The organism is [Scytonema hofmanni] UTEX 2349 (assembly GCF_000582685.1).
Taxonomy (GTDB): domain Bacteria; phylum Cyanobacteriota; class Cyanobacteriia; order Cyanobacteriales; family Nostocaceae; genus Hassallia; species Hassallia hofmanni.
Genome location: NZ_KK073768.1, coordinates 3,052,814 through 3,077,711 on the forward strand (window position 1 = coordinate 3,052,814; position 24,898 = coordinate 3,077,711).

The 24,898-nt window shown below is 40.9% G+C and carries 23 protein-coding genes, 1 tRNA gene and 1 pseudogene; 13 read left to right on the plus strand and 12 right to left on the minus strand.

All coding sequences use genetic code 11. The features are described 5' to 3' along the window. Positions 1-350: 350 nt before the first annotated feature. Positions 351-1,598, minus strand: a pseudogene (locus TOL9009_RS39695) (glycosyltransferase family 4 protein); the annotation flags it as partial. Positions 1,599-2,396: 798 nt separating this feature from the next. On the opposite strand from TOL9009_RS39695, the gene TOL9009_RS0118610 reads away from it, so the two are divergent. Beyond that, positions 2,397-2,786 (plus strand): hypothetical protein, encoded by a 390-nt coding sequence (locus tag TOL9009_RS0118610; protein ID WP_029634122.1) that lies wholly within the window; start codon positions 2,397-2,399, stop codon positions 2,784-2,786. A gap of 71 nt (positions 2,787-2,857) precedes the next feature. On the opposite strand, the gene TOL9009_RS0118615 is transcribed toward TOL9009_RS0118610, so the two are convergent. The 3 genes from TOL9009_RS0118615 to TOL9009_RS0118630 form a co-directional block, all read right to left on the minus strand. Then, positions 2,858-3,388 (minus strand): RNA recognition motif domain-containing protein, encoded by a 531-nt coding sequence (locus TOL9009_RS0118615; protein WP_029634123.1) that lies wholly within the window; start codon positions 3,386-3,388, stop codon positions 2,858-2,860. Between the two features lie 714 nt (positions 3,389-4,102). Beyond that, on the minus strand, positions 4,103-6,337 hold the full coding sequence (locus TOL9009_RS0118625) for a M48 family metallopeptidase (protein WP_029634124.1): 2,235 nt from the start codon (positions 6,335-6,337) through the stop codon (positions 4,103-4,105). Between the two features lie 77 nt (positions 6,338-6,414). After that, positions 6,415-8,040 (minus strand): peptide chain release factor 3, encoded by a 1,626-nt coding sequence (locus tag TOL9009_RS0118630; RefSeq protein ID WP_029634125.1) that lies wholly within the window; start codon positions 8,038-8,040, stop codon positions 6,415-6,417. Between the two features lie 137 nt (positions 8,041-8,177). Between TOL9009_RS0118630 and TOL9009_RS0118635 the strand changes: the two genes are divergently transcribed. The 4 genes from TOL9009_RS0118635 (at position 8,178) to hemB (ending at position 11,698) form a co-directional block, all read left to right on the plus strand. Further along, positions 8,178-8,519, plus strand: coding sequence for a DUF4870 domain-containing protein (locus TOL9009_RS0118635; RefSeq protein WP_029634126.1), 342 nt, complete (start codon positions 8,178-8,180; stop codon positions 8,517-8,519). Positions 8,520-9,147: 628 nt separating this feature from the next. Then, positions 9,148-9,360, plus strand: coding sequence for a hypothetical protein (locus tag TOL9009_RS45835; RefSeq protein ID WP_144238274.1), 213 nt, complete (start codon positions 9,148-9,150; stop codon positions 9,358-9,360). 126 nt (positions 9,361-9,486) lie between these two features. Continuing rightward, positions 9,487-10,464, plus strand: a complete 978-nt coding sequence (locus TOL9009_RS0118645; protein ID WP_029634128.1) for a hypothetical protein — start codon at positions 9,487-9,489, stop codon at positions 10,462-10,464. A gap of 250 nt (positions 10,465-10,714) precedes the next feature. Continuing rightward, on the plus strand, positions 10,715-11,698 hold the full coding sequence (hemB, locus tag TOL9009_RS0118650) for a porphobilinogen synthase (RefSeq protein ID WP_029634129.1): 984 nt from the start codon (positions 10,715-10,717) through the stop codon (positions 11,696-11,698). On the opposite strand, the gene TOL9009_RS49470 is transcribed toward hemB, so the two are convergent. Further along, entirely contained in the window at positions 11,687-11,821 is a 135-nt protein-coding gene (locus TOL9009_RS49470; RefSeq protein ID WP_260675918.1) for a hypothetical protein, read from the minus strand. The two genes, hemB and TOL9009_RS49470, sit on opposite strands and share 12 nt — an antisense overlap. A 230-nt stretch (positions 11,822-12,051) precedes the next feature. Between TOL9009_RS49470 and TOL9009_RS0118660 the strand changes: the two genes are divergently transcribed. After that, a complete protein-coding gene (locus tag TOL9009_RS0118660; RefSeq protein ID WP_029634130.1) occupies positions 12,052-12,357 on the plus strand; it encodes a helix-turn-helix domain-containing protein in 306 nt (101 codons plus the stop codon). A gap of 63 nt (positions 12,358-12,420) precedes the next feature. Here TOL9009_RS0118660 and TOL9009_RS0118665 read toward each other — a convergent pair whose 3' ends face one another. Further along, a complete protein-coding gene (locus TOL9009_RS0118665) occupies positions 12,421-12,885 on the minus strand; it encodes a hypothetical protein (RefSeq protein ID WP_051502948.1) in 465 nt (154 codons plus the stop codon). 109 nt (positions 12,886-12,994) lie between these two features. On the opposite strand from TOL9009_RS0118665, the gene TOL9009_RS0118670 reads away from it, so the two are divergent. The 6 genes from TOL9009_RS0118670 to TOL9009_RS0118700 all read left to right on the plus strand — a co-directional run bounded on the left by TOL9009_RS0118670 (position 12,995) and on the right by TOL9009_RS0118700 (position 18,111). Then, positions 12,995-13,207 carry a helix-turn-helix domain-containing protein gene (locus TOL9009_RS0118670; protein WP_029634132.1) on the plus strand — a complete coding sequence of 71 codons (213 nt, stop codon included), beginning with the start codon at positions 12,995-12,997 and terminating at the stop codon, positions 13,205-13,207. Between the two features lie 137 nt (positions 13,208-13,344). Beyond that, positions 13,345-14,328: an alpha-ketoacid dehydrogenase subunit beta gene (locus TOL9009_RS0118675; protein WP_029634133.1), complete on the plus strand. Its 984-nt coding sequence runs from the start codon at positions 13,345-13,347 to the stop codon at positions 14,326-14,328. A 203-nt stretch (positions 14,329-14,531) separates the two neighbouring features. After that, the gene (gene secD, locus TOL9009_RS0118685) at positions 14,532-15,944 is read left to right on the plus strand and encodes a protein translocase subunit SecD (RefSeq protein ID WP_029634134.1); all 1,413 of its coding nucleotides are present in this window, start codon (positions 14,532-14,534) and stop codon (positions 15,942-15,944) included. Next, entirely contained in the window at positions 15,941-16,891 is a 951-nt protein-coding gene (secF, locus tag TOL9009_RS0118690) for a protein translocase subunit SecF (protein ID WP_029634135.1), read from the plus strand. Before secD ends, secF begins: the two co-directional genes overlap by 4 nt. Positions 16,892-16,992: 101 nt before the next feature. Continuing rightward, positions 16,993-17,385 carry a hypothetical protein gene (locus TOL9009_RS0118695; RefSeq protein WP_029634136.1) on the plus strand — a complete coding sequence of 131 codons (393 nt, stop codon included), beginning with the start codon at positions 16,993-16,995 and terminating at the stop codon, positions 17,383-17,385. 267 nt (positions 17,386-17,652) lie between these two features. Continuing rightward, entirely contained in the window at positions 17,653-18,111 is a 459-nt protein-coding gene (locus TOL9009_RS0118700) for a GNAT family N-acetyltransferase (protein WP_029634137.1), read from the plus strand. Here the strand turns inward: TOL9009_RS0118700 and TOL9009_RS0118705 are convergent. Then, positions 18,071-18,991: a sensor histidine kinase gene (locus tag TOL9009_RS0118705; RefSeq protein WP_029634138.1), complete on the minus strand. Its 921-nt coding sequence runs from the start codon at positions 18,989-18,991 to the stop codon at positions 18,071-18,073. The genes TOL9009_RS0118700 and TOL9009_RS0118705 overlap by 41 nt on opposite strands. Positions 18,992-19,587: 596 nt before the next feature. Next, a complete protein-coding gene (locus TOL9009_RS0118710; RefSeq protein ID WP_029634139.1) occupies positions 19,588-20,178 on the minus strand; it encodes an L-threonylcarbamoyladenylate synthase in 591 nt (196 codons plus the stop codon). Between the two features lie 151 nt (positions 20,179-20,329). On the opposite strand from TOL9009_RS0118710, the gene TOL9009_RS0118715 reads away from it, so the two are divergent. Next, entirely contained in the window at positions 20,330-21,466 is a 1,137-nt protein-coding gene (locus TOL9009_RS0118715; RefSeq protein WP_029634140.1) for a hypothetical protein, read from the plus strand. A gap of 38 nt (positions 21,467-21,504) precedes the next feature. Here TOL9009_RS0118715 and prmC read toward each other — a convergent pair whose 3' ends face one another. The 4 genes from prmC to TOL9009_RS0118735 form a co-directional block, all read right to left on the minus strand. Next, positions 21,505-22,407: a peptide chain release factor N(5)-glutamine methyltransferase gene (gene prmC / locus TOL9009_RS0118720; protein WP_029634141.1), complete on the minus strand. Its 903-nt coding sequence runs from the start codon at positions 22,405-22,407 to the stop codon at positions 21,505-21,507. Positions 22,408-22,417: 10 nt separating this feature from the next. Continuing rightward, on the minus strand, positions 22,418-23,251 hold the full coding sequence (locus TOL9009_RS0118725; RefSeq protein ID WP_038296431.1) for a Tic22 family protein: 834 nt from the start codon (positions 23,249-23,251) through the stop codon (positions 22,418-22,420). Positions 23,252-23,723: 472 nt separating this feature from the next. Next, a tRNA-Pro gene (locus tag TOL9009_RS0118730) sits at positions 23,724-23,797 on the minus strand. Between the two features lie 245 nt (positions 23,798-24,042). After that, the gene (locus TOL9009_RS0118735) at positions 24,043-24,594 is read right to left on the minus strand and encodes a GNAT family N-acetyltransferase (RefSeq protein ID WP_029634143.1); all 552 of its coding nucleotides are present in this window, start codon (positions 24,592-24,594) and stop codon (positions 24,043-24,045) included. Positions 24,595-24,898 lie beyond the last annotated feature (304 nt).

The following is a 24,898-nucleotide window of genomic DNA, read 5'->3' on the forward strand; positions in this document are numbered from 1 at the left end:
CGTAGCAGTGCTACGTCTCTAATAATTCTGGATAACGCATATTTAAATTCGGTCGATGTCTAATAAATAATTTAAAAAGTAAAAAGTCCACTGATTAAACGAATATAATTTTTTCCTTTCCCCTTTTCCCCTCCCCTGATAATGGTGAGTGAGGACAAGGAACGGCAAATTATTGCTTAGTTCCAAATTCCTCACTCACCATTATCTGTTACCTAAGAGCGTTATTTCGCAACCAAAAGTGGTTCTTTTAGTGTTGATTGGACTAATTCTACTGTTGAATCCACTAGTTCTTTTGCTGTTGATTGCACTAATTCGCTTGTTGACTGCATTAATTCTTTTGCTGTTGCCGGCGGTACTGACTCTGGCTGCAACAGTTCGGTGTAAAGTTCACTTAGCTGAGTTGCGACACCATCCCAACTAAACTTGCTTTCAACGCGCTTTCTACCACCTTTACCTAATTTTTCTGCCCATTCTGGATCGAGTAGAATTCGGTCAATTGCATCTGCAAAACCGGCTACATCTTGTGGTGGTGCTAATAAACCAGTTTCTTCAGGAACAACTGTATACTGCAATCCACCGACATCACTCGCGACTACTGGTGTACTACAAGCCATCGCTTCAATCGCTACTAGTCCAAACGGTTCGTAGTGACTGGGAACTACAGAAACATCCGCAGCTGCGTAGTAAGTTGGCAGAATTTCTTGACTGAGGCGACCTGGGAAAGTGGTAATATCGCTTATTCCCAATTCTTTGACAATGCTTTCGATGCGATCGCGTTCGATGCCATCGCTTTGACCAGGACGACTACCACCACCGATAATTAATTGCAGGTTTTCATTTCCACGCAACTTAGACTCAGCCACTGCACGCACTAAGGTTTCTATACCTTTGCGGGGGTCAAAACGTCCCACATACATTACAACTTTGGCATCGCTTGCTATTCCCAATTTGGTTCTAGCTGCAACTTTATCAATGCAACCGAATTTACGAATGTCTGTACCGCAGGGAATAATATCGATATTACCTTTATGTGAAACCAATTCGCGCATGTGTTCTTTTTCTTGCGGACTGGTCGCTACAATCCTTTCTGCTGTCTCCAACACTTCTTTTTCCACTGTTAAACGCTGACTAGCAATCTCAGGAATATCTTCTATTGTGTTGTATTTAACTGCTCCCAAAGAGTGGTAGGTATGAACTTGTTTGCTTCCTTGAATTTTCTTCAATTGCATTCCTACCCAGCTAGACAGCCAGTAATTTGTGTGAATCAACGAATATGTAAAGCCATTTTCTGCTTGGAATTGAAGAAAATTATCTATAAATTCTGGCAAATACTCAAAAAGATCATCACGCGGTACAAACTCAAGTTCACCAGCTTGCAAACGAATTGTTCGACAATTTTCGCTATGTTGCACAATCGTCTCTTGCTTTGCACTTACTTTGCGGGTAAACATATCAACTTGCCATCCTAACTGACCCAATGCTTCACCCACATTCCGCACGTAAACATTCTGTCCTCCAGCTTCTTCTTTTCCAATCTCAATCGCGGGATCTCCGTGGACTGAAATTAAGGCAATACGTCGTTGAGTTGTAGAGTCCATGATTTGTGTGTTGTGTTGCTGATTTAAGAAAGTTTTAGGTAATTCCAAGCTTGCGCCTAGCTTTTACTTCACAGTTAGTCAATAAAGTTTACATATTGTTATTTTAATTTAATATGTCACATATCTTTTCACATCTGCTAGTAGAAATATTCTTTTTGGTTAAGTGTCTATATTTAATTGCTTTATACAGAAAATCCTATATTTATTTCTAATAACATTCATAAAATAAACTTAATCACTTCCGGAACATTACGTAAATTAACCTATCTTCAAATTGCTAATTCATACGTTTTTAGACATCTTTTCATTTGGAAAAGATGCCCAATACTTATATGTATAAACACTTTCAAAACTGGAACTTTCACTTATTTATCTCCTGAAAAAAGTGTTATTTAAGGGCTAAGATATATTTCTATAATCCAAACAATGCCCTTACTACATTTTTTTTGCAGACAAGTAAGTGGTTGAAGTTTAACTTGGAGAATATACTATATTACTACCTGCGACATTTTTGTAACATAAAATACTTTCTGATAAATAATAATAAATATATAAGAAAGTAATAGTTTATATCACCGAAGATGAATCAATCTTGAGAATTCATTTATGGGAACCATTTAAAAAATCTATCTTTAGATAATAAAAAGTATTTATATATACAAAAATATGCAACTGTTATAAAGGTATGCTAAGGACTTCCCCTTCCCTTTCCCCTTTGGGAGTGCAAGAAGTCTATGATTTTGGGTGTTTTCACCCCATCGCCTAATTTATGGGAACATGAAGCGGTAAAATATGCCTATGCAATTAGAATTTATTCCTGTTGAAGAGTTTTACTTCGCCCTGACTCTGGCAGTTCGCACTCTGGATGATTTGGAAAAACCTGGTTTAGTCGCGCTTGTGCGATCGCATCTCTTGGCTGAATACGGTCAACCCTCTACCGTCGTTTCTGGCAAGCAGAATACTTTTAATTATGTATTTCGCGTCCTCGGTGTAGACAACAGTCCTTCACCTGGGCTTATTGTCTCAATTGCCGACTACCAAGACAAGCTACGTCTAGGTAGCGATTACGGCTGGATGTTAGATCCTGAACGCAAACCAATTCGCACTGATAATTTTAGCCATAGAGAGCAGTTTGCCCAAGAATTGCGATCGCATTTACAACAATCGCTGCAACTACCCCTTAGCTAAATTAAACGACAATTAAAAATTAAAAATCAACTTAAATTGATTTTTAATTTTTAATTTATCTGCGACATGAATTAATTTGTCGCTTGTGCAGCTAACATTTCCTTGAGCTTTTCTAGTTCAGATGCCCAACGGGGATCTGGACGAACCGCATCAGAGTCGTTGGTGCTGCTGCTGGTATTGCTAGAAGCACTACCACCACCGCGACGAGGCTTTTTAGAGCTTTTATCGCGACGGCTGCTTTTTTCACCAGTGTTAGGAACAGGGTTTCCAGCGTTACTTACAGTAACTGGTTTCGGAACTGCTTGTTGCAGCGGTTGCGGCTGCTGCTGGTCTTCATTTTCCTCACCTTTCGTGCGAGGTAATGCCTTCTCTAACTTAATGGCAGTGTCTTTGAACGTGCGACCATTATATTTTTCAATAATTTGGTCTGCATGTTCGTCGTCGTTAACTGTCAGAAAACCGAATCCACGACATTTGCCTGTTTTCCGGTCTTTGATTAGTTTGGTGGTGACAGCTTCACCTTCTTCAGCAAAAACTGCTTGCAGTTCTTGACGGTCTATTTCTTCTTTCGGCAAATTACCTATGTATAGGCGAACGGACATGAACTATACCTCCATTAGATGAATTATGATTGGGCAAGAAAACAATCCCTTGGTTTTGGCTTTTATATAGATGCTTTTGATCAAAACTGCCATGAACCAACTTTTACACTCCAAACTGTCAACCTATACAATACAGTTTTTCGCCAGGATCAAATTGTTTAATAGTCAAGCGCGACAACGCTCTTTTACACCTTAATTCTAAGATTTGTAAATTTAACGGCACACTGCCTGCCACAAAAAACTTTTTCTATGCCCTTGTTCGGGATAACCAAACGCCATTCTTTACATTACCACGGTATTTTCTACGTAGCCAGTTCCACGCTGACATTTACGACAATATCATGATTGCATCGTAACATAAAATACATATTTTCTCCCTTTTTTTGTGTTTGAGAAATAAAAACCACCTAATGGCTGGTTGATTTGTTGCTCTGTTGTCAGCATTGAGGCAGATAAATTGGTTCAAACAGACAAAACTAAACCTTAAGCTCGGAAGCTTAGTTATCTCAGTTGCGATTTTTGCAAATAAATTTAACATGGGCGAAAATAATCTGCAACTTTTGTTTACATTCTGCGGATGGTGGTTAGTGGATGGTGGTTAGTGGATGGTGGTTAGTGGATAGTGGTTAGTGGATGGTGGTTAGTGGATAACCATCAACCATCAACCATCAACCATCAACCATTAACCATCAACCATCAACCATTAACCATCAACTACCCCTTCAGAAGGATGTACCCACCCCAAGCTAGTGCTGCAACTGCCAAAATCATAGACCAAAGAAGATGATGACTATTAATAGTTTGACCGTTTTGAGTTTCTAAGCTTTGGATATCAATCCAAGGAGTAGCACCTCGACGAAACCAACCTGTGACAGTAATTTGCCGACCAATCCAGTCTTGGGGATTGGCTAACTGTAACAGCCCAGAAATATGATGTAATTTCACTAAACCAGTGTTAGTTTGTAAAATTAAGTCTTGTTCTAGGGAATTGCTAGTGCCGCGACGACCTAATAACTTACCGACAAGACGCACTCTGATACTATCGATAGGAAGGGCTGATGGGTTAGCTAAGAAATTGGGCAAGCGATCGCCAGTGTGTACAATGTTGCTAGCATCAGTCCAGAAACTTTGCAGTATCGAAGGTTTCATATCTGCATCGGGAAAGAAATAAAGAATCCGCATGAAAATACCGATGCTAATGCCAATAAGTACGCAACCTGTAACGAATGACCAATCGTCGTATATCCACTTCAAATTTAACAACTTGAATGCGAATGCTATTTGCCAGATTAGGCATAAAATACCAGCAAACATCAAACCAAAAGGAATTCCTAAAAAAGGCGCGATTTGTAAAATAAGAGAATGACGCTTGATTTTTAAAGGTTGTTGGTTGGTGAGATATAGTTCTAGGTCTAGATGCCAATGACGAGCTATTTCACAAAGGCGTTGGATGCGATCGCCAATTATTGGGTGACTATTGTTGATTGTAAACCATTGACGATAAGGATTGAGACTATCCCACATTAAAAATGATTCAAAAGGAATTTTCCCAGCAATACTACCTAAACAAAGGCTCTGTTGATAGCTGACTGGTGCTAAGATATTCAGACTTTCAAGCTGCCCAGAAGTCTGTTCTTGCTTTTCGATATCAGTTGCAACCCCAATAGAAATTTTTAGTAAAGCGCGAACCAAAGCATTCGGATTACCGGTGATTTCGGCAGCTAGGCGATCGCTATAATAAAGCCGCACCTTAGATAACCATAAAGCCGTGCCAGTTAGCAAACACCAAACCCCATAAGCCAGACTAGATATAACTACTCCCGGTACTTGCAAAATTTTGTTTGATATTTTGTCCGTCCACTGGGAAACTTGTTCATATACTCGATAAATCGGCAAAGTTACCAGCAAGAGCAAAGACATTACCACACAATCACCGTGGGCAATATGCGCCAACTCACTGCCATATATCGTAGCGATTTCATCATCTGCTAGTTGCTCTAATAACCCTTGGCTAACTACAATTCGAGCAGTGCGGGGTAAATAACCGTAACTCAAGGCAATTGGTGCCGCGATTGGTAAAACGCTTAATTTGGGCGATCGCCACCGTCGTTGTTGACAGTAACGTTGTAGCAGTCGTATCGTCTCTCGACTGTGAATATTTAAGGTTTCTTTTGGCAAATCTCGCCCTCCATAAAAGTTAGCCAGCAACCAATCTAACAACCAAGGGGATGCTAATATCAGAATGCCCAATGCTATCAATAGAAATTGAGTTGGATCTCGATAAAAAAGCTGCAAAGGCTGCAAGCGGATATTAGATAAAATATTATTGCTCCAATGCATCAGCAGCCTCAGAATTGCCCGGATCACCCAAAAGATAGCAACGAATGTTCCTGCTGTGAGCAGCCGTAAAGGTAGTAAATTTGATTTATGCCTCGGTTGCCATACCTTTGCGCGTCCAGCATGACGCCAATACATTTGTGTATTTTTGGCAAGTCGATTAGTTGGTGGTAAAAAGTTATCTGATTCGTTGCTGGGATTATTAATTTTGACTACTACTTGTGTTACCGACGAATTTAATGGGTTAAGTGGCTCCGGTTCTGGGCGATAATTTTCGTGGGAATTTTTAATCGGGACAAATGCAGTTTCCGATTTTTTTGATTGTATATCAGATTTTTTTGGTTTTGTTAATTCTTTGAGGGCGCGGTCTGCCCACTGCTTAACTTGAGGATTGTTAATCTCTGTAAGAGTTTGACACAGGGCGATCGCTCTAGAGTTATCGCCGCTGCGTGCATAAGCCATCACCAACCCGACTTTAGCTTGCAATACAGTAACCAAACGAGCATCAGTATTGCTAGCAATCGGTTCTAGTTGAGCGATCGCATTTTTATAATCCCCTTGTTTCAGGGCAGCCAAACCAGCCTCCAAAGGTGATTCGGCATTGGTCGGCATAGAAATTCCTGGACTCCAATTTCTGTGAACTTATCCTCATAAATCATCCGGGTTCGATGAGTGCCATAACCAATGAATTATCCCTCCATTGGTTGACTGGAAAACACCGGCGCTATTGCGCTCAATTTCAATTCTGGATGGTCTTGTTCTAATTGCTGACAATTCCATTCATTCCGGAATAGCAATACTGGGCGATCCATGCTGTCTTTGACCGTAGTGGTGTTGAATAAACGTCCCACCTTATTCAAAGGTTCCCAACCACCTTCAACCCAGCGAGCGACGCTGTAGGGCAATAATTCCAGCTGGGTTTCCACACCATATTCATTTTGCAAGCGAAACTGTACCACCTCAAATTGCAACTGACCTACTGCTGCCAAAATTGGATCGCGTTTGGCTTCATCAGTTGAGTACATAATTTGTACTGCACCTTCTTCGCGCAATTCGGAAATACCTTTTTGAAATTGTTTAAATTTAGAGGGGTTGGGATTTCTGAGAATCGCGAATAATTCTGGCGAGAAATAGGGGATACCTTCATACTCCAACTTCTGCCCAACGTAAATTGTATCGCCGATCGCAAAAACACCAGGATTATTTAAACCAATAACATCCCCTGCATAAGCTACATCAATGGATTCTCGTTCTTGAGCAAATAATTTTTGGGGACGAGATAGACGGATAATCTTACCAGTGCGAGCGTGATTCACCGTCATATCTTTTTCAAATTTCCCTGTACAGACGCGGATAAATGCCACGCGATCGCGATGTTTCGGGTCCATGTTCGCCTGAAGTTTGAAAACAAATCCCGAAAACTCCGGATAGGTGGGGGGAACTTCGCCGACGCTGCTATTATGAACACCTGGTTGCAGGGCGTAGTCGAGGAAGTATTTGAGGAATAATTCTACCCCAAAGTTGGTCATGGCGCTACCGAAAAATACAGGGGTCATTTTTCCTTGATGCACCAAATCTAAATCAAGTTCCGGTCCGACTCCTTCGAGAAGTTCTAAATCGTTTTTCAGTTGATAGTAAAGTTCTTCTTCTAATAGTTCTTCTATTTTTGCATCGCCTAAGTCAATTATTGTATTCCGGGCTTCGCGACTACCGTGAGCGCTGCGTTCAAAGAGGTGAATTTGCTGTTTGTGTCGGTCGAATACACCTTTAAAGCGATCGCCCATCCCAATGGGCCAGTTTACCGCATAAGTTTGCAAGCCTAATTCTTGCTCAATTTCATCCAACAATTCTAAAGGTTCTCTGCCTGGGCGATCAAGCTTGTTGATAAATGTAAAAATCGGAATACCCCGCATTTTACACACTTCAAACAACTTTCGGGTTTGCGCTTCCAATCCCTTAGCCGTGTCAATCAACATCACCGCGTTATCCGCTGCGGCTAAAGTTCTGTAAGTATCTTCACTGAAATCTTGGTGTCCTGGGGTATCTAATAAATTTATTTGACAATGCTGATATTCAAACTGCAACACCGTCGAAGTTATGGAAATACCTCTTTGTTGTTCCATTGCCATCCAGTCAGAAGTCGCTTTGCGCTGCGCTCTGCGTGCTTTTACGGCTCCAGCTTCGTGAATCGCACCTCCGTATAAAAGTAGCTTTTCTGTCAGCGTAGTTTTCCCAGCATCAGGGTGGGAAATAATCGCAAAATTGCGACGTTGTTTAACAGCTTGATCGAGTTCAGATTGAAGTTCAGTAGACATAATTGATATGCGATCGCCTTGTAATTTAACTTAACTTAACTTTTTCCAACTTTAGCGAGTCTTTTAATCTTAAGACAACGATGCTCGTGATAGGGTCGATAGGGTAAGTTAAAACTTGATTTAATCGGAGATACTAAATGTACGACACGGACAAGCGAAAGCTTCTATCAGCACTGTGTCACGGAGCCATCTTTTTTAGTACGGCATTTGTATCTGTTGGTGTACCTATTGCCATGCTATTCGTCAGTGATGACCCCGTTGTGAGGGAAAATGCCAAAGAAGCCATTAATTTCCACTTTAATGTCTGGCTTTATGGTGCAATTATTACCGTGTTGATTTTTGTCACCTTTGGTTTACTACTTCCATTGGCATGGTTAGGATATCTTCTACATTGGGGACTAACGATTTGGGCACTTGCCAATGTTTTAAGCGATCCAGATAAACCGTTTCGTTATCCCTACATTTTTCGGCTTTTATAGCACAAATTGGCTAGTAATAAATGCTTAAACATTTACTACTAGCCAACAACGGTTAATTAATTTGTTTGATAATTTTTTTTCTTATCCATCATTAAGATGGGAAATAAGTTGTAAAATATAAAATTGCCCCACAACCTCATAAGTCGTAGAGCAGAGGACAGTTAAGCACTTCTTGTAGTTTGTCTGACATCCCCCAAATTTTCCCCTAAGTTTGTGACGCTTTGTTTTGTGTCCATTAATGTTTGCACAAAACGCAACTTACGTAAAAACTCTTCATCAGCTCTTATCTTCTCCTTCAAATACGGTGCGCGAAGATGTGCCAGTGCGTAAGAGTGCGGTTCGTTTTTACATGATTTTATCTAAGTACAGTTTTACATAAAAGTGTAGCGCTTTTATGATGCCTTAGCTGAAACCTTGTAGAGACGTAGCAGTGCTACGTCTCATTCATTTTCACTTTCTATGTCCATTACATCGAGTGACAATGCCATTGCAATACGGTTCGTATAAGATTTTTTGATGAAAATTATAGATCACAAAGACGCAAGGGAATCGCCGTCTTTACAATAATAAGTCCTTTGTAGAGACGGCGATTCCCTTGCGTCTCTTGCTTTAACACCAACCGTATTGAATGCCATTGCATCGAGTGACAATTCGATTGGATCGCGATCCAATGCCATTGCATCGAGTGACAATTCGATTGCATCGCGATCCAATGCCATTGCATCGAGTGACAATTCGATTGCATCGAGTGACAATTCGATTGCATCGAGTCACAATGCCATTGCATCGGGTATTGCAAAATTTAATTCGCGCTCGTATTAATGATGAAATGCTGTACTAAGTTGGATGAAGGTGTCTTTTATAACTTTTATTGAAGCAAGTAGTCAATTTTTCGGAAAACTACTGTAAGGTGTTGGAGTCATAACCATCAAAAATTCTTTGTGCAGTAATTTGAAGAGGTTTGACTATGGCTACTGATTATATTTTATTTATCCACGGTGTAAATACTCGCGAACAACGAGAAAAACGCACTTACGCCGATCAATTAATTGGACACATCAACAAGTTAATTGATAACCCCAACAACCTTAAACCAATACTTTTGTATTGGGGTGATGTCGGCATTGAATCAGAGAGAAACCTAATATCCAAAATTACACATCCTGATAGTTCTTGGCATCAACTATGGTTTCAGAATACACGCCAAAATGCAATTCTTCAATTTATGGGTGATGCGGCTTTGTATATTAGCCGCAGTGTTGGATCTAAAATTGTGGAAGCGCTGAAGGAACAGATAGAAGATGGGTTAAAAAACAAGAGTCTAGGCGATCGCTTACATCTAGTTACCCACAGTTGGGGAACATTCATCCTTTTTGATATACTATTCGCTGCCCGTTGGAATGACAGTAATATCCCCGGTCATAAAAGCGCAATGGCAATTCGCGGCTATTTCTATGGATTAGATCCGTACCCAGAACAAGGTATTCGCATCTCCACCATTCACACAATGGCATCACCCATCGCCATCTTCAGTTTACTAGATATAGTCAAAGGCGAAAATCAAGCTTTGACCCCAGAACTAACAGAGAACCAAGCAGAACAACGCGCCACTCATGATATTACACCAAAATTAAAACAACTTGTAGCCAATCTTAACCAAGAAGAAAATAGTAACAAACTACCTTGGCGGAATTACCTTCATCCCGCAGATCCTATTGCTTGGCCCCTCGATCCTTTAATTTACAGTTTAGTCGATGGATTGCAGCGAAACATTGAAATTAAAGACATCATCAGCAAGTTAAGTTTTCTAGAATCTTTAATGCAACCTTTCAGTAAGGAAGCCTTAGTGATGTTATTATACGGCGGTCAAGCTCACGGAAGCTATTTCAATAACGTGCAAGTAGCACAGGAAATTGTTAAGACAATTGAACAGACTAGGAAATAGGGACTGGGGACAAGGGGACAAGGGGACAAGGGGACAAGGGGACAAGGTGAATTTTCTTCGTTGTCTCCCTATCTCCCCCTCTCCTTGTCTCCCCATCTCCTTGTCTCCCCAATGCCCAAAGCTGTTAACCTTTGATAATATTTTGAGAGTTTGGTTCATATAGGGGTTTACCATACTTTATGGGATGAGGCGATCGCACGCACTAGCGCAGCATTGCCCCATAAAGTATGGTAAATCTTGAAAAAACGTTATGTTTCCTCAACATCGCCCTCGCCGTTTGCGTACCAATTCTCAACTGCGTCGAATGGTACGCGAAACTGTCTTAAATGCAAGTGATTTAATTTACCCTCTGTTTGCCGTACCAGGTGAGGGAATCGCGAATGAAGTCAAATCAATGCCTGGAGTTTATCAACTTTCGGTAGACAAAATTGTTGAAGAAGCCAAAGAAGTTTATGACTTAGGAATCCCCGCGATTATTTTATTTGGGATTCCCGCAGATAAAGATGTAGATGCGACTGGTGCATGGCATGATTGCGGTATTGTCCAAAAAGCTGCAACTGCTGTCAAAGAAGCTGTACCAGATTTGATTGTCATCGCTGATACTTGTCTGTGTGAGTATACCAGTCACGGTCACTGCGGTTATTTGCAAGTTGGTGATTTGACAGGAAGGGTTTTGAACGATCCGACTTTAGAATTACTCAAGAAAACAGCAGTATCCCAAGTCAAAGCCGGTGCCGATATCATTGCACCTTCCGGAATGATGGATGGATTTGTCCAAGCAATTCGTGCCGGTTTAGATGAAGCTGGATTTCAAGATACGCCGATTATGTCCTATGCTGCTAAGTACGCTTCAGCTTATTATGGTCCTTTTCGGGATGCAGCAGATTCTACACCACAATTTGGCGATCGCAGAACTTATCAAATGGACCCAAGCAACGCTACTGAAGCGATTAAAGAAATTGAACTTGATATCGCTGAAGGTGCTGATATGCTCATGGTTAAGCCAGCTTTGGCATACATGGACATTATCTGGCGCGTCAAACAAGCCTGCAACTTACCCGTTGCTGCTTACAATGTTTCTGGTGAGTATGCGATGGTTAAAGCCGCTGCCCTCAACGGTTGGATTGACGAACAGCGCGTAGTTATGGAAACTTTAACCGGCTTTAAACGCGCCGGTGCTGACTTAATTTTGACCTATCACGCCAAAGATGCGGCGCGGTGGTTAGAAAAATAATGAATGGGGCATGGGGCAATGGGCATGGGGCATAGGGACTAGAAAAAGAATTATTACCGATGTCCATTGCCCATTGCCCATTGCCCATTGCCCATTGCCCATTGCCCATTGCCCATTGCCCATTGCCCAATGCCCCAGTTTGAACGGTGAAAGTACTGCTTTACATTACTTGCGGGGATAGTTTCATGTTATAATTATAAGCTAACTACGAGATACTACAGAAGTGAAGCGTTGCTTACTTTGCCAGACTGGTAGACGAAATAATATAGTTAATAAATTTTTTTCAATTGGCATTTTCACATCAATTGATTTAATAAACCCGTTTAATAACTTTTTAAAGGAGACATAAAAATATGGATATGCAAGTCCTGAGAGAGCGTGCGGGACTAAGCCGTGCTGAAGTTGCCTTCAGGCTTGCAATCAGTGAAACCAGTGTTCGCAACTGGGAAGCTGGGCGTACAGAACCAACAATGACACCAAAAAAATTTTTAGACGCTCTACGCCTTTTTAAATGTACACCTGAAGAGTTTGCACAGGCAAGCGAAAAGTCAATTAATCAACGACACAAGCGCAAACCCGGAAGACCAAAACGCTTTCCAGATAATAATCAGGCACTTGAATTACCCGATTCATCAGTTCATCTGCTAAACCAAACTTAATATTTATTTCGTAATAAGCGTTTCAACGCTTAATTCTTAGGGACTGAAGTGCCTACTACAAAATTACAACGCATGTGTCACACATACGCGAAACCTCAGACAATATCTTTCTTCAGCATACAAGCTTCGCAACGTCTGTATAACTTTTTGTGACAAAGCAAACTTGATAATAGCAATTAATTGCCCCCATCGTTTTAGTTCTTCTAAGGCGTTACTTTGCCCAAATTTTTTTGCGTAAAACTTGCACCAATAATCGGGAACGTGATTAGTTTTTAGCTTACGCCAACGCTTGCGCCAAGCCAGAAAATCTTTTACAGTAGGAGGTGCAGCTCCTAAAATTGGAGGGATCTCAGCGTAACTGACAAATCTACTCATGCCGTCAGCCACCACCAAAATCATATATCTCCACAAGCGGATTTCTCTAATTTTACCAGCATCGATATTGAGAAGCAGAGCGATCGCCTCAACTGTCACGAATCTAGATAAATGATTAACTTCCTTTGACTCTTGCTTAATTATTGTTATCATGAAATTAGATTTAATGTTATTCAGGCGATCGCTTGACGAGCAAAACTTCTCAGGCGATCGCCTTTTGTTATTTTTATATTAAAAGGCACATACATACCTTTTGTCAAGCATGGGATTGGTGAAGTTGCGGATAAAAGAGTATGCCGCAGAAAAAGGTTGGACTCTAAAGGAAGTTTCCGATCGCTCCGGGGTAGGTTACAGTGCAATAAAGGTTTATGCACGTTCTCCGGGATTGGCAACAGTTGACGTTACTGCCCTACACAAATTGGCGCGGACATTTGACGTGTTGATTGAAGATTTATACGAAATTGTGCAAGAGTAGTAAAGGTAATTGCGATCTTTACGGGTGCTAAGGGACTTGATAGTTTGCGCTTTCTTATTCAAGTAGTGCGATCGCTAACTGTATTTTTTCCTGTAGCGCGATAAGATTCAAAACAAGAATTGTATTAAAGTATTTAAATGGCAGAAACTTTATTCTTCAACGCCCTACGAGAAGCCATTGACGAAGAAATGGCACGCGATCAGAGCGTATTCGTTCTCGGTGAAGACGTAGGACATTATGGCGGGTCTTACAAAGTTACCAAAGACTTATATCAAAAATACGGTGAGCTGCGAATTCTCGACACCCCCATTGCCGAAAACAGCTTTACTGGAATGGCAGTAGGGGCAGCGATGACCGGCTTAAGACCGATAATCGAAGGCATGAACATGGGCTTTTTGCTGCTTGCCTTTAACCAAATATCTAATAACGCCGGGATGTTACGCTATACTTCCGGTGGAAACTTTAAAATACCAATGGTAATTCGCGGTCCGGGAGGGGTAGGACGGCAACTAGGAGCAGAACATTCCCAACGATTAGAAACATACTTTCAAGCTGTTCCTGGCTTAAAAATTGTTACCTGCTCTACACCTTACAACGCCAAAGGATTGCTGAAATCAGCGATCCGCGATGATAACCCCGTATTATTCTTTGAACACGTTCTGCTTTACAACTTAAAAGAAGACCTGCCACAAGAAGAATATTTACTGCCATTAGATAAAGCAGAAGTTGTGCGTACTGGGAAAGACGTGACAATTATCACTTATTCACGGATGCGGTATCATGTAGCCCAAGCAGTCAAAGTTCTGGAAAAACAAGGTTATGACCCAGAAGTAATTGACTTGATATCCTTGAAACCGCTGGATATGGATACTATCGGTGAATCAGTGCGGAAAACTCATCGCGTGATCATTGTCGAAGAAGCGATGCGAACTGGTGGTATAGCTGCCGAATTAATTGCTTGTATTAACGATCGCCTGTTTGATGAATTAGATGCGCCAGTCTTGCGGCTTTCTTCCCAAGATATTCCCACACCTTACAATGGCAATTTAGAGCGCTTAACAATTGTTCAACCAGAGCAAATAGTCGAAGCTGTAGAAAAAATGATAGCTTTGCGAGTTTAGAACTGGGGACTGGGGACTGGGGAATTTCATGAGGGGAAAAGGTTAAAGGGCAAAGGGTAAAGTAAGAAAAGTTTTTCCCTTTTCCCCTTCCCCTTTCCCCCTTTCCCCTTCATGCTGCCCAATGCCCAATGCCGAATGCCCCAGTCCCTTCATAAGTCGTTAAAATAGCGCTATCATAGCCTTTGTCAGTTGCGAGTTATGGTATGCAAAGACAGCGATCGCTATTAGCCTTGATTTTAGTTATGGTAATTGCCGCGATTACGGTGATTGCAACAATTCCGATTCCGCTAGGACTGGATTTACGCGGAGGTTCACAGCTAACAATTCAGGTGAAACCAACAGCGGAGATTAAGCAAATCACCGAACGCGAATTGGAAGCTGTGAAAAAAGTAGTTGAAGGACGCATCAACGGACTTGGTGTTTCTGAACCGCTAATTCAAACGGTGGGTTCAGACAAAATTTTAGTGCAACTACCGGGAGTTAACGACCCAGAACAAGCAGAACGAGTTTTGGGAGGTACTGCACAGCTAGAATTTCGTCTGCAAAAAGCCGGTACAGAAACTCAATTGTTTGCTTTTCAAAGATCGAAAGAGGAATTGAAGGCTAAACAGCAGGAATTGATCAAAACTAAAGACGCAGCCGCAATTGCGAAAAATAAAGAAGAATTAAAAAATAATAATCAAGCGATCGCTGAATTATTTGAAAGTACTAACCCGCCTTTAACTGGTAAATTTCTCAAAGATGCCTATGGTGAACCGACTCAAAGCGACAACTGGAATGTTGCCATTCGCTTTGATACTAAGGGTGGGGAATTATTTGCCCAACTGACAAAAAGCCTCGCCGGTACTGGTCGCAGTATTGGTATATTTTTGGATAATGAAGCGATTAGCACTCCTAGCGTCGGTCCAGAATTTGCTGCCGCAGGCATTGTCGGTGGTTCTGCTGTAATTACAGGTAGATTTACCACAGAAGAAGCGAACGATTTAGGTGTACAATTACGCGGTGGTGCATTACCGGTACCAGTAGAAATCGCTGAAAGACGCACAGTCGGTGCAACCTTGGGTAAAGACAGTATTCAACGCAGTATTTATGCTGGCATCGGTGGTCTGAGTTTAGTATTAATTTTTATGGTGGTGTACTATCGACTACCAGGATTAATTGCTGATATAGCCTTAGTAATCTACTCTTTGCTAACTTGGGCTTCCTTTGCTTTATTAGGTATCACTCTCACACTGCCCGGTATCGCCGGATTTATTCTCAGTATTGGGATGGCTGTTGATGCTAACGTACTAATTTTTGAACGCACGCGGGAAGAATTACAATCAGGTAAAAAGTTGTATCGTTCTGTAGAATCTGGTTTTTACCGAGCATTTTCTAGTATTTTAGATAGTAATGTGACGACATGGATTGCTTGTGCTGCTTTGTTCTGGCTGGGGTCTGGGTTAGTTAAAGGCTTTGCCCTAACTTTGGCTTTGGGTGTAGCAGTTAGTATGTTTACAGCGATTACCTGTAGTCGGACACTTTTGTTTTTGGCAATTTCAATTCCTGCATTGAAGAAGCCAGAACTTTTTTCTCCTAACCTGCCAAGCTCGAATAAGGCAGAGGTAGCTCAATGAAACTTAGTATAAATAAATCGCGATCGCTTTGGTGGACTATTTCTTCTGCCATCATCATCATTGGTATGATTTCGATGGTGATTTCTTGGCAAACTCCGGGAATCAAAGCACCACTGCGTCCCAGTTTGGATTTTATCGGTGGTACGCGCTTACAATTTGAACGCGATTGTACAAAACCTGGTAATTGCGACAAACCAATTGATATTGCCACTGTTCGGGAAGTAGCCAAAGAACAGGGAATAGGCGATAGTAACATTCAACTTGCTGGTGAGAATGGGGTAACAATTCGCACAAAAGATTTAAATGTCGATCAACGCACCAAATTACAAAACGCCTTAAGTGAAAAAATCGGCGTTTTTGACCCGCAAAAAAATCAACTTGACTCCGTAGGTCCTACACTAGGACGAGAACTATTTACGTCTGGTTTATTAGCTCTGGTCGTCTCTTTTCTCGGCATCACCGTCTACATGAACTTCCGCTTTCAGTTAGACTATGCCATATTTGCGATTATTGCTTTGTTTCACGACATCTTGATTACAGTAGGGATGTTTTCAATTTTTGGTTTGGTATTTGGCACTGAAGTTGATAGTCTCTTCATTGTCGCCTTGTTAACAATTACAGGTTTTTCGGTGAATGATACTGTAGTCATTTACGATCGCATTCGCGAAACCGTCAAAACTAATCCGAATCGACCAATTAGCGATATTGTAGACGATGCAGTAAACCAAACTTTAACACGGTCAATTAACACAACTTTAACCGTGTTGCTGACATTATTTTCTATCTTTTTCTTTGGTGGCGAAACTTTGCATAACTTCGCCCTAGCCTTGATTATTGGCTTTACAATGGGCGCTTATTCTAGTATATTCATCGCCAGTACTCTTTTAGCTTGGTGGCGAGAACGTACCGGTTCATCCACACCCACTACAGAACCAATGGATGCATAAAGGTGAAAGTTAGTCAATAGTCAATAGTCAATAGTCAACAGTCAATAGTTATCCTTGTCCCCCCATCTCCCCCTCCCCCCCTCCTCCTCTCCCCCTAGCCTATGGATCAATTTGAAAAACCGCCAATAACAGATGTATCTTTTGTTCTACAAGTAGAAAAGCTACATCGATTGACCGTATATGCTAGATGGTTGTTCTGCCTATTTTTGTGGCTTACACTTGCACCGATTTGCTTGTGGTCTTTGCGTGAAGAAATTGTTCTGTGGCGACAATATTTTACTTGGATAGCGGTACGATATGGACTTTTTTATCATCCATTCTCTACTATTGGTTTAGCTTTTTGTATCGGGATGACTGCTGCTGTTTTAGTTTGGCAAAGTCGGAATATCTTAATGGGTTTACCACCGCAGGAACAAGAACGTTTAGAAAAACAAGTTTGTCGGATACGTCAGCAAGGATCAAGTCATCCACTGTGGAAGTGGATTTGTCAATAAATCTTGAAATATAAAATTTTAAAATACTTGGAATATATACAATACAGGCGATATATAGAAAAATCTGACTTCAAGATAACCAGTATAAATTGTTTTCAATCTTATATACTACTATAGTTATCTTAAAAAACCTGATATCATGTCCATTTAATTAACAGTAACAAAAACGTTGCAACCGTCGTAGAGACGTTCCACCGGAACGTCTTTAGTTCCATGATAGGAGTTAACGATAGCAACAAATATACCGTTGAAATTAGGTGCGCTGCCATGAATTATGCTGAAGTTCAATTTAGCGATCGCAAGTCGGAAATTGACCTTTACCAACTCCAAGAGCTATTTAATATTGCTGCTTTCTGGGCAAAAAAGCGCAGTATAGAAGATATGGACATAGCCATTACTAACAGTCAGCCAGTAATTAGCGTCCGCAATCAAGAACGATTAATTGGCTTTGCTAGAGCAACTTCCGATGGTATTTATCGTGCCACAATTTGGGATGTTGTAATTCACCCAGAATATCGCGGTACTGGACTGGGAAGCAAACTGGTAGAAACGGTTTTGAGTCATCCGCACATGCACAGAGTTGAGCGCGTGTATTTGATGACAACACACCAACAGAAATTCTACAAAAAAATTGGTTTCCAGAGCAATTCTAGCACCACAATGGTGTTATACAATCAACCTAAGCTTAATTTGCCGACTCCAGAAATCCAGCTTCAGGAATCATAAGGGGGATAGAAACTTGTAGCCTGCTATAATGCTCATTTGGTTCATTCCTAACAGAAGAAACAATTTCTAACTTTCCCCCCATAACTTCCAACAAAGTTTGATTTAGTAATAGCCTCATTCCTGGCGAAAAAGGAGCATTTTCCTTGTCAGTATCACGCAGTTTATATTCAGATTTAATTAAATCTATTGGCTCACTTGTAGGGATAGCACTAGTTGGTAGATCCAAGTAAACATGAATAAATTTACTTGTAGGTGAAAAAGCAGTTGAAATAGAAATACTGCCTTCCTCCATGTGAGTAATCGAAGTATCTACTAAATTTAGCAATACTTGCCTTAACCAACGGGGATCTGCCAAAACATAAATTTCTGGATCAAGTGGCAAAAGTTGCAAGGTTAAATTGCGATTTGCCGCCAGCATATAAGTTAAGCTATGAACTTCCTGCAAAACTTCCGCTAAAGATTGGGGCTGAATATCTAATTTGTTGCTACCATATTCTGTCCTGGAGACTTTGAGAATTTCATCAATTAACTTAAGTAACTTTAGCGCTCGTTCGTGAGCTTGGGCGATAAATTCTCGTTCCTCCGCCGCATCTTCACATAAATCTGACAAAATTAACTGATGTAAACCAATTAAACCATTAAGAGGCGATCGCAATTCATGGGTAGTCCGTGCTAAAAATCCCGCTTTAAACTGGCTCATTTCCCTTGCCATTTGATACGCGAGCATTAGACGCTTCATTTCTTGCTCAAGTGCTGATATATGCTGCTTCTCAAGCACTACAGATGGGCTAGAGGACGTTTGGCGTCGTGCAAATAACGCACTCAAACTCAGCCCCAATGCTATTCCCACTCCCAAATATACCCAGTTACTCCAATCCATAAATTTGGCAATATCAAATTATTAATTAACCATCAAGAAAAGCGAAGTAAAATTCCCAAGTTTTTAATCCGCAAATCCTAAGCTGTAGGTAAAGATTTTTCTGTTTTGTGATTTACAGGACTTACGCACGGACTACGTATTTTCGTCCCAATCGACGCTTTGGTTGCACCTATCTGATGTTAAATTCCTTATCATTAATACTACCCCGTCCCAATTGACGTTCGCGTAGCGTCGTCCACAGGAGAAGGAAGCAATTTTATGGACTCTGATATACCACAAGAGAACCCAACTTGGTATAAGTTTTGTTTTCTGGTAACAAGTGCGTAAGTCCTAATTTATTTGAAATTTGAAAAAAAATCAGCAGTTTTTATATTGAGCATACTCCTTGATTTTGACTTCCTTGGGGAAATTCTAACTTCCCATTACCAAAATTTAGCCCAAAGATATCAGATAAGTCAGAATTCAGGAGTCAGAATAATTTCCAGTAAAAAAATATACTAAAAATTCTTTTCAATTAAGCCCCAAATACTCGTAGAGACGTAGCACTTCCTAGTCTATACACGCATACCATTTTTTACCACAATTCCTTAATTGGCTTATAACTCTAACTTCACTGCACCTTGTCGCAAAATTTGCCAATTGTTGCCAGTCCATTTAACAACAGTCGAAGGTACACCGATTCCTGGTATTTCTCCCTGGCATTCTGTTTCTGCTAAAGTCAGAACATCGGGAAACTGAGCCGCAATTTCTGTTATTGTCTGCAAAGCAGGTTGACCTGACATATTAGCGCTTGTAGTGGCAAGGGGACCTGTTTGCGCCAAAATATTTTGAGCGATCGCACTCTTGGGCACTCGTATCCCAATTGTCATCGAGTCTGTAGGATTCATTTCTTTTGGCATACATTCTGACGCCGGTAACACCAATGTCAACGCTCCCGGCAAATACTTATTCATAACTGAGCGCCAAATTTTATACTCTTCATCACTACCTACAACATAAGACCACAAATCTTCTGCATCTGCTGCCATCAAAATCAACGGTTTATCTTGGCTGCGTTGCTTCGCTGCAAAAATTAATTCTGCTTTTTCTGGTAGCGCTGCAAGTGCGGGAACAGTATCTGTAGGAAAGCTGACTAAAAAACCAGCACGAGCACCAGCAATCAGGTTTACTAAAGAAACTTGTGTCATCATATTAACCTTACATTTCGCAATTCTGCCGCGATGCACTAGAGCGAATTACATCCATCTCGATACTTTATACAAACAACACAATAATTACAGCCGTACAGTTATAAAATTTTTTGTAAACTATTTTCTCTTACTAATTAAAACTGAATTTATGTTGCTGTCCAGTAATATTTCTAAATATCCTTCTGTTGATCGGTTGGTTAAGCTTTGGGGAGAGCGTTATACAGTTGACGTATCTTCTTTATGCAAAAATCCCAAGTTCTATGGACAATTGATGAAAGCATCTTTGCCAGAAGCTCGAGCTTTAACCGCATCTAAATTATGGAATAATGTAATACATCGAACAAAGAATCAAGCAGAAATACAGGTGAAAACCCTCTATCAATATATTCCTGAAATTATTGATTCTCAATTGGGGCAGCGAATAAATCAAGCTGCCGGACAAGTGTATGAAAAAGTACTGGAAATGTATCAACAGCAATCTGGTGTGATTGTCACTCCTATGACCAGACAAATCACAACAGAAAATGTTTATAACCAGGTTTCTCTTTTATTATCGGCGATACCAGATATAGAAGAGCTGGCAAATGATCTAGAACCATTGTTACTGAAATATCAAGACCAACACATAACGGCAAATGATTGGCGCGTTGTTGGCTTTCTAACCACACTGTTCAATTTCAGTAATAAGTTACTTATCAATCAATTGACACCAGTAGAGAAAATTCTACTGTGTTCCTACTTCAAGTTTGTTGAAGAAGAAGTCGCTCTTCCCTGGCGCCGAGTTTGTGCAGCAGCAGCTAAACATGAAGTAGGTTCTCCAGCCTTAACTTTAGTTGAGCAAATGTTGCCTATGGCTCATGAGATTAGTTCAACAGTTTACTGCCGACTTTTACAATTATTTCCCGATCATCATAGCCTAAGAGGTGGATTGAGCAAGCCAGATGTAGCACACTCTTGTCTTCGGGACTTAGATATGTTCCAGGCTTACTTATGGCTTAGTGTGCTAGAGGAAAGTATAAAACCTGTGGAAGAGGAACTTGTGCCTCTATGTGTGATGGTCATGCCGACTGTGGGAGTGAAATGGGAAATGATCGATAAATGGAAACAACTATTAATTGATGAAATAGAAAGCTATGTACAGCCCGAAGAAAAGCACCTTTTGCTGAATTACACTCAAGGTATGGAGCAAGCATTCTTTGAAGCACGTAACCAGCTCAGTGACTCAGGTAAGATAGTAAAATTTAGCTACATAAGGGAAAATTTGAGTTTTGACGTCAACTCTTAAAATCCCAGGACTTTCGCAACCCTTTCTCACCGTGCATCTTACAACGCTCTTGCAACGGCAAAGCGTTCAATTCCCGCTAAATCGGCATGAATTTCAACTTCATCATAGCTACCTTGATTTTGCAACATTTCACGCACTGCATCTGCCTGTCCTGCCATCATCTCAACCAACCACACGCCACCAGGTCGTAAGTAAGCGGGAGAAATATCTATCAAATGGCGGATGCAATCTAAGCCATCACCACCACCATCCAGAGCTAGATGTGGTTCATGGTCAACTACCTCTGGTTGTAACGTAGAAACGGTGCTGGTGGGGATATAAGGCGGATTTGACACCATACCGCTAAATTGACCTTTGAGCAATTCTAGTGGCTCCCACCAAGAACCTTGATAAAAGCGAATGCGGTCAGCGAAACCGCAATTTAAAGCATTTTTTTGGGCGATCGCCAAAGCATCGGAACTGCAATCAACAGCATGAATTGTTGCCGTCTTAAAAACATCCGCTAATCCTAAAGCGATCGCCCCACTACCAGTCCCCAAATCCGCCCAGTGACCTTGCTGTAAGGGCGTTGACTTGGTAGCAGCCACAGCCAAATCAATTAAACACTCAGTTTCTGGTCTAGGAATCAAAACCGCATTCGATACCGCGATTTTAAAATGCCGCCAAGGTGTAACTCCGGCAATGTACTGCACAGGCAAGCGGTCATTTAATCGCCTGTGCCAGAGATGCTCTAAATCTTCTAAAGGCAATTTTAGAGCGATCGCTGATGAATCTTTATAAGATTCCAAACGCAATGCCAAGCGGTCTAAATCAGCTACCTCTTGTAGTAACCAATCTACCTCAAAAACAGAAACATTAGTGGCGATCGCTGCCTTGATTGCTGCATTCCGCCAATGCCAAAGTTGTAAACCAGAAACTAGATTTGGCTGCTTATCTACCATGCCGAGGATGTTAAGGACGCTTGGGAGCCACAGCAGGCTTTTTGCCGCTACCAGATGGAGTAGCAGCAGGCTTATTCCCTTCTCTAGGAAGTGTCTTGATATATTCTCTCGACTCTGGGGATGGTACTAACACAACTTGCGAGAGCCAGTTATCGTTTTTATCCTGCAAAGTTTTAATTACACCGTCTACATCTATTACCTGGATATCAGCTTTAGGATACTTTGGCTTCACCTGAGTCAACAATCCTTGTGCGTCTTGCTTGCTTAAAAACAAAGGAATTAGTTGCTGATTGTCAGCTTTCAATTGAATTGGTACATATCCTTGTTCTGGTGAAAACCTAACAGCAAAAACAGGCACGCTTTTAAATTGATTTACTTGCTGACCGCTTTGACGCAGCAAGTCCAGCGCTCCCTTCACTTCCGTATCCACAGGTTTAAAGGCAAATAGAAGGCGATTTGGCTGATTTTTGCTTTGTTGCAATTGCTGATAAATTACCCCTAAAGGCACTGCCGTTACTTGTAGGCTTTTAACCACTTCTTCCATTTTTGGGTCTTTGCCTTTGAGATTCTGTAATTCCTTAATAAACGACTGAGCTTCCTGCCGACTCAGATAAACACCAGTCACAGAACCGGTGGATTTTTGCCCATTTTGACCCTCAGGAATAGGACGGCTTAAAGGTAAACCTTGGGAGTTAGTAATTAAATAAACCGGCACTGAATCGAGTTTCTCTTTGACTTGTTGTTCTGTCAATGCCAGCACTGGGAGATTTCCCACAAATACTGTTCCTAGCAGTGTACTCCCAATTAATCCTAATGTTGCGCCCCAGCGAACCAATGATTTCATGACTTTTCCTCGCATCAATACTTTACTTTAATTAAGTCGAGACTTTGGTTGGATTGGCACAGAACCAACTTGTTTTAGTTATAGTATCGTCTTCGCCAATTGACAGCGTTGTTTTTTATTTCGCCTAAGTTTAAGGCAACAAATGCCATTTTATTGTCTTTTCTGAGGATAGTTGACATCATTGCCTAATGGATCGTTCCAGCAATTTTAATTTTTAATGTGCTTATTTTTACATCAATATTAAATCAAGATTTATCACCTCAATTAACACAAAAGCTTTATTAGAATATGCTAAAATCAGAGGCTACGTAAAACAAAATAAGTATTTTTACTTATTTTGTTTTAGTAAATTAAGATTTTTTGCAGTACAACTTTTAGCAAAACTCTCAGGAAGTTTTTATTTTTTAATAAAAATTATAAAAACCCTAGATTCTGCTAATAAATCTAAGGTTTTATCATTTGCATTATCAAATCGGGATGACAGGATTTGAACCTGCGGCATCCTGCTCCCAAAGCAGGCGCGCTACCAAGCTGCGCTACATCCCGGTTATATTAATCCACATATAGTGGTTAAATTTTACATAATTGCTTTTGCAGAGCAACTATGACATCTTATCATATTTTTTGGTTGCTTAGTTAATTTATTTCATCCTCAAACTATTTTGTCAAATGTAAATACAAAACTTTGTCTTTACACCAAGAAATAAGTTAAACCCAACATGATATATGATAAAAACGTATTTTTATCATCATAACTTACTTTTTGTTAATAAGCATATTTATATCAGGAATTACTGAGGATACCAAAACATGCCTTTAATACCTTCAGGATCGGCAACAAACCCCATAGTCCGATAGAAATCGACAACATGAGGGTCAGCGAAGAGAGTAACATTGCTAATCTCTTCACTTCGGAGTTTTTTGAGTACGTACTTCATCAGTGCTTTACCCAGTCCTTTAGCTTGAAAGTCCGGGTGAACTACCACATCCCAAATAGTGGCATTAAAAGCATGGTCTGAGGTAGCACGGGCAAAACCAATCAGCCGTCGTTGAGTTCCTCGCACTTGCCACATTGTGGCTACGAGAAAACTATGCTCGATCGCTTTTTTCACTTTTCTCAAAGGACGACGCGACCAACCGACGGCATCACAGAGTTCTTCTAATTCATACAAATCAATATCTCGCTCCGTACTAAAAACGATGCGAGTCTCCTTCGGAGGAGCAACGCCTTCGCCATTGGAGCTAGAATTGCCTACAACTTCCGCGCTCATCTCCTCAAAAGAGTTCGTCCTAGATGACGGTACAGCTTCGGGAGTACTAAACCAAGTTTTCCAAAAACCCATGCCAACGTGGTTCGGGTAGTATAAGTGAATTGGTTTCCATTGAAACAGTGTTGACCCACGGAATGAATCTCGCTACCCATTTGCAACCCCTCACACTGAAAATTTTTCCAGTGTTTTCCGGATTTTTAATTGATTTAGCCAGTCAGGACGTGTTTTACACCAATCATTTTCAACTTTAGCATTTTGTTGTGGAGCTAGGAGAAATTAACCAAAACTGAAGGATATGAGAGTCAATTGTTGTATATAAACACCCATGACTGGGGCATGGGGCATGGGGCATGGGGCATGGGGCATGGGGCATGGG

Coding starts and splice junctions, on each gene's coding strand:
- TOL9009_RS0118610 (WP_029634122.1), top strand. CDS start 2,397: ATGCAATTAGAATTTATTCCTGTTGAAGAGTTTTACTTCGCCCTGACT.
- TOL9009_RS0118660 (WP_029634130.1), top strand. CDS start 12,052: ATGGATATGCAAGTCCTGAGAGAGCGTGCGGGACTAAGCCGTGCTGAA.
- TOL9009_RS0118710 (WP_029634139.1), bottom strand. CDS start 20,178: ATGACACAAGTTTCTTTAGTAAACCTGATTGCTGGTGCTCGTGCTGGT.
- TOL9009_RS0118645 (WP_029634128.1), top strand. CDS start 9,487: ATGGCTACTGATTATATTTTATTTATCCACGGTGTAAATACTCGCGAA.
- TOL9009_RS0118625 (WP_029634124.1), bottom strand. CDS start 6,337: ATGCCGACCAATGCCGAATCACCTTTGGAGGCTGGTTTGGCTGCCCTG.
- TOL9009_RS0118635 (WP_029634126.1), top strand. CDS start 8,178: ATGTACGACACGGACAAGCGAAAGCTTCTATCAGCACTGTGTCACGGA.
- TOL9009_RS0118735 (WP_029634143.1), bottom strand. CDS start 24,594: ATGGGTTTTTGGAAAACTTGGTTTAGTACTCCCGAAGCTGTACCGTCA.
- TOL9009_RS0118675 (WP_029634133.1), top strand. CDS start 13,345: ATGGCAGAAACTTTATTCTTCAACGCCCTACGAGAAGCCATTGACGAA.
- TOL9009_RS0118670 (WP_029634132.1), top strand. CDS start 12,995: ATGGGATTGGTGAAGTTGCGGATAAAAGAGTATGCCGCAGAAAAAGGT.
- TOL9009_RS49470 (WP_260675918.1), bottom strand. CDS start 11,821: ATGGGCAATGGGCAATGGGCAATGGGCAATGGGCAATGGGCAATGGGC.
- TOL9009_RS0118705 (WP_029634138.1), bottom strand. CDS start 18,991: ATGGATTGGAGTAACTGGGTATATTTGGGAGTGGGAATAGCATTGGGG.
- TOL9009_RS0118665 (WP_051502948.1), bottom strand. CDS start 12,885: ATGATAACAATAATTAAGCAAGAGTCAAAGGAAGTTAATCATTTATCT.
- TOL9009_RS0118695 (WP_029634136.1), top strand. CDS start 16,993: ATGGATCAATTTGAAAAACCGCCAATAACAGATGTATCTTTTGTTCTA.
- secF (WP_029634135.1), top strand. CDS start 15,941: ATGAAACTTAGTATAAATAAATCGCGATCGCTTTGGTGGACTATTTCT.
- hemB (WP_029634129.1), top strand. CDS start 10,715: ATGTTTCCTCAACATCGCCCTCGCCGTTTGCGTACCAATTCTCAACTG.
- TOL9009_RS0118725 (WP_038296431.1), bottom strand. CDS start 23,251: ATGAAATCATTGGTTCGCTGGGGCGCAACATTAGGATTAATTGGGAGT.
- secD (WP_029634134.1), top strand. CDS start 14,532: ATGCAAAGACAGCGATCGCTATTAGCCTTGATTTTAGTTATGGTAATT.
- prmC (WP_029634141.1), bottom strand. CDS start 22,407: ATGGTAGATAAGCAGCCAAATCTAGTTTCTGGTTTACAACTTTGGCAT.
- TOL9009_RS0118715 (WP_029634140.1), top strand. CDS start 20,330: ATGTTGCTGTCCAGTAATATTTCTAAATATCCTTCTGTTGATCGGTTG.
- TOL9009_RS45835 (WP_144238274.1), top strand. CDS start 9,148: ATGCCATTGCATCGAGTGACAATTCGATTGGATCGCGATCCAATGCCA.
- TOL9009_RS0118700 (WP_029634137.1), top strand. CDS start 17,653: ATGAATTATGCTGAAGTTCAATTTAGCGATCGCAAGTCGGAAATTGAC.
- TOL9009_RS0118630 (WP_029634125.1), bottom strand. CDS start 8,040: ATGTCTACTGAACTTCAATCTGAACTCGATCAAGCTGTTAAACAACGT.
- TOL9009_RS0118615 (WP_029634123.1), bottom strand. CDS start 3,388: ATGTCCGTTCGCCTATACATAGGTAATTTGCCGAAAGAAGAAATAGAC.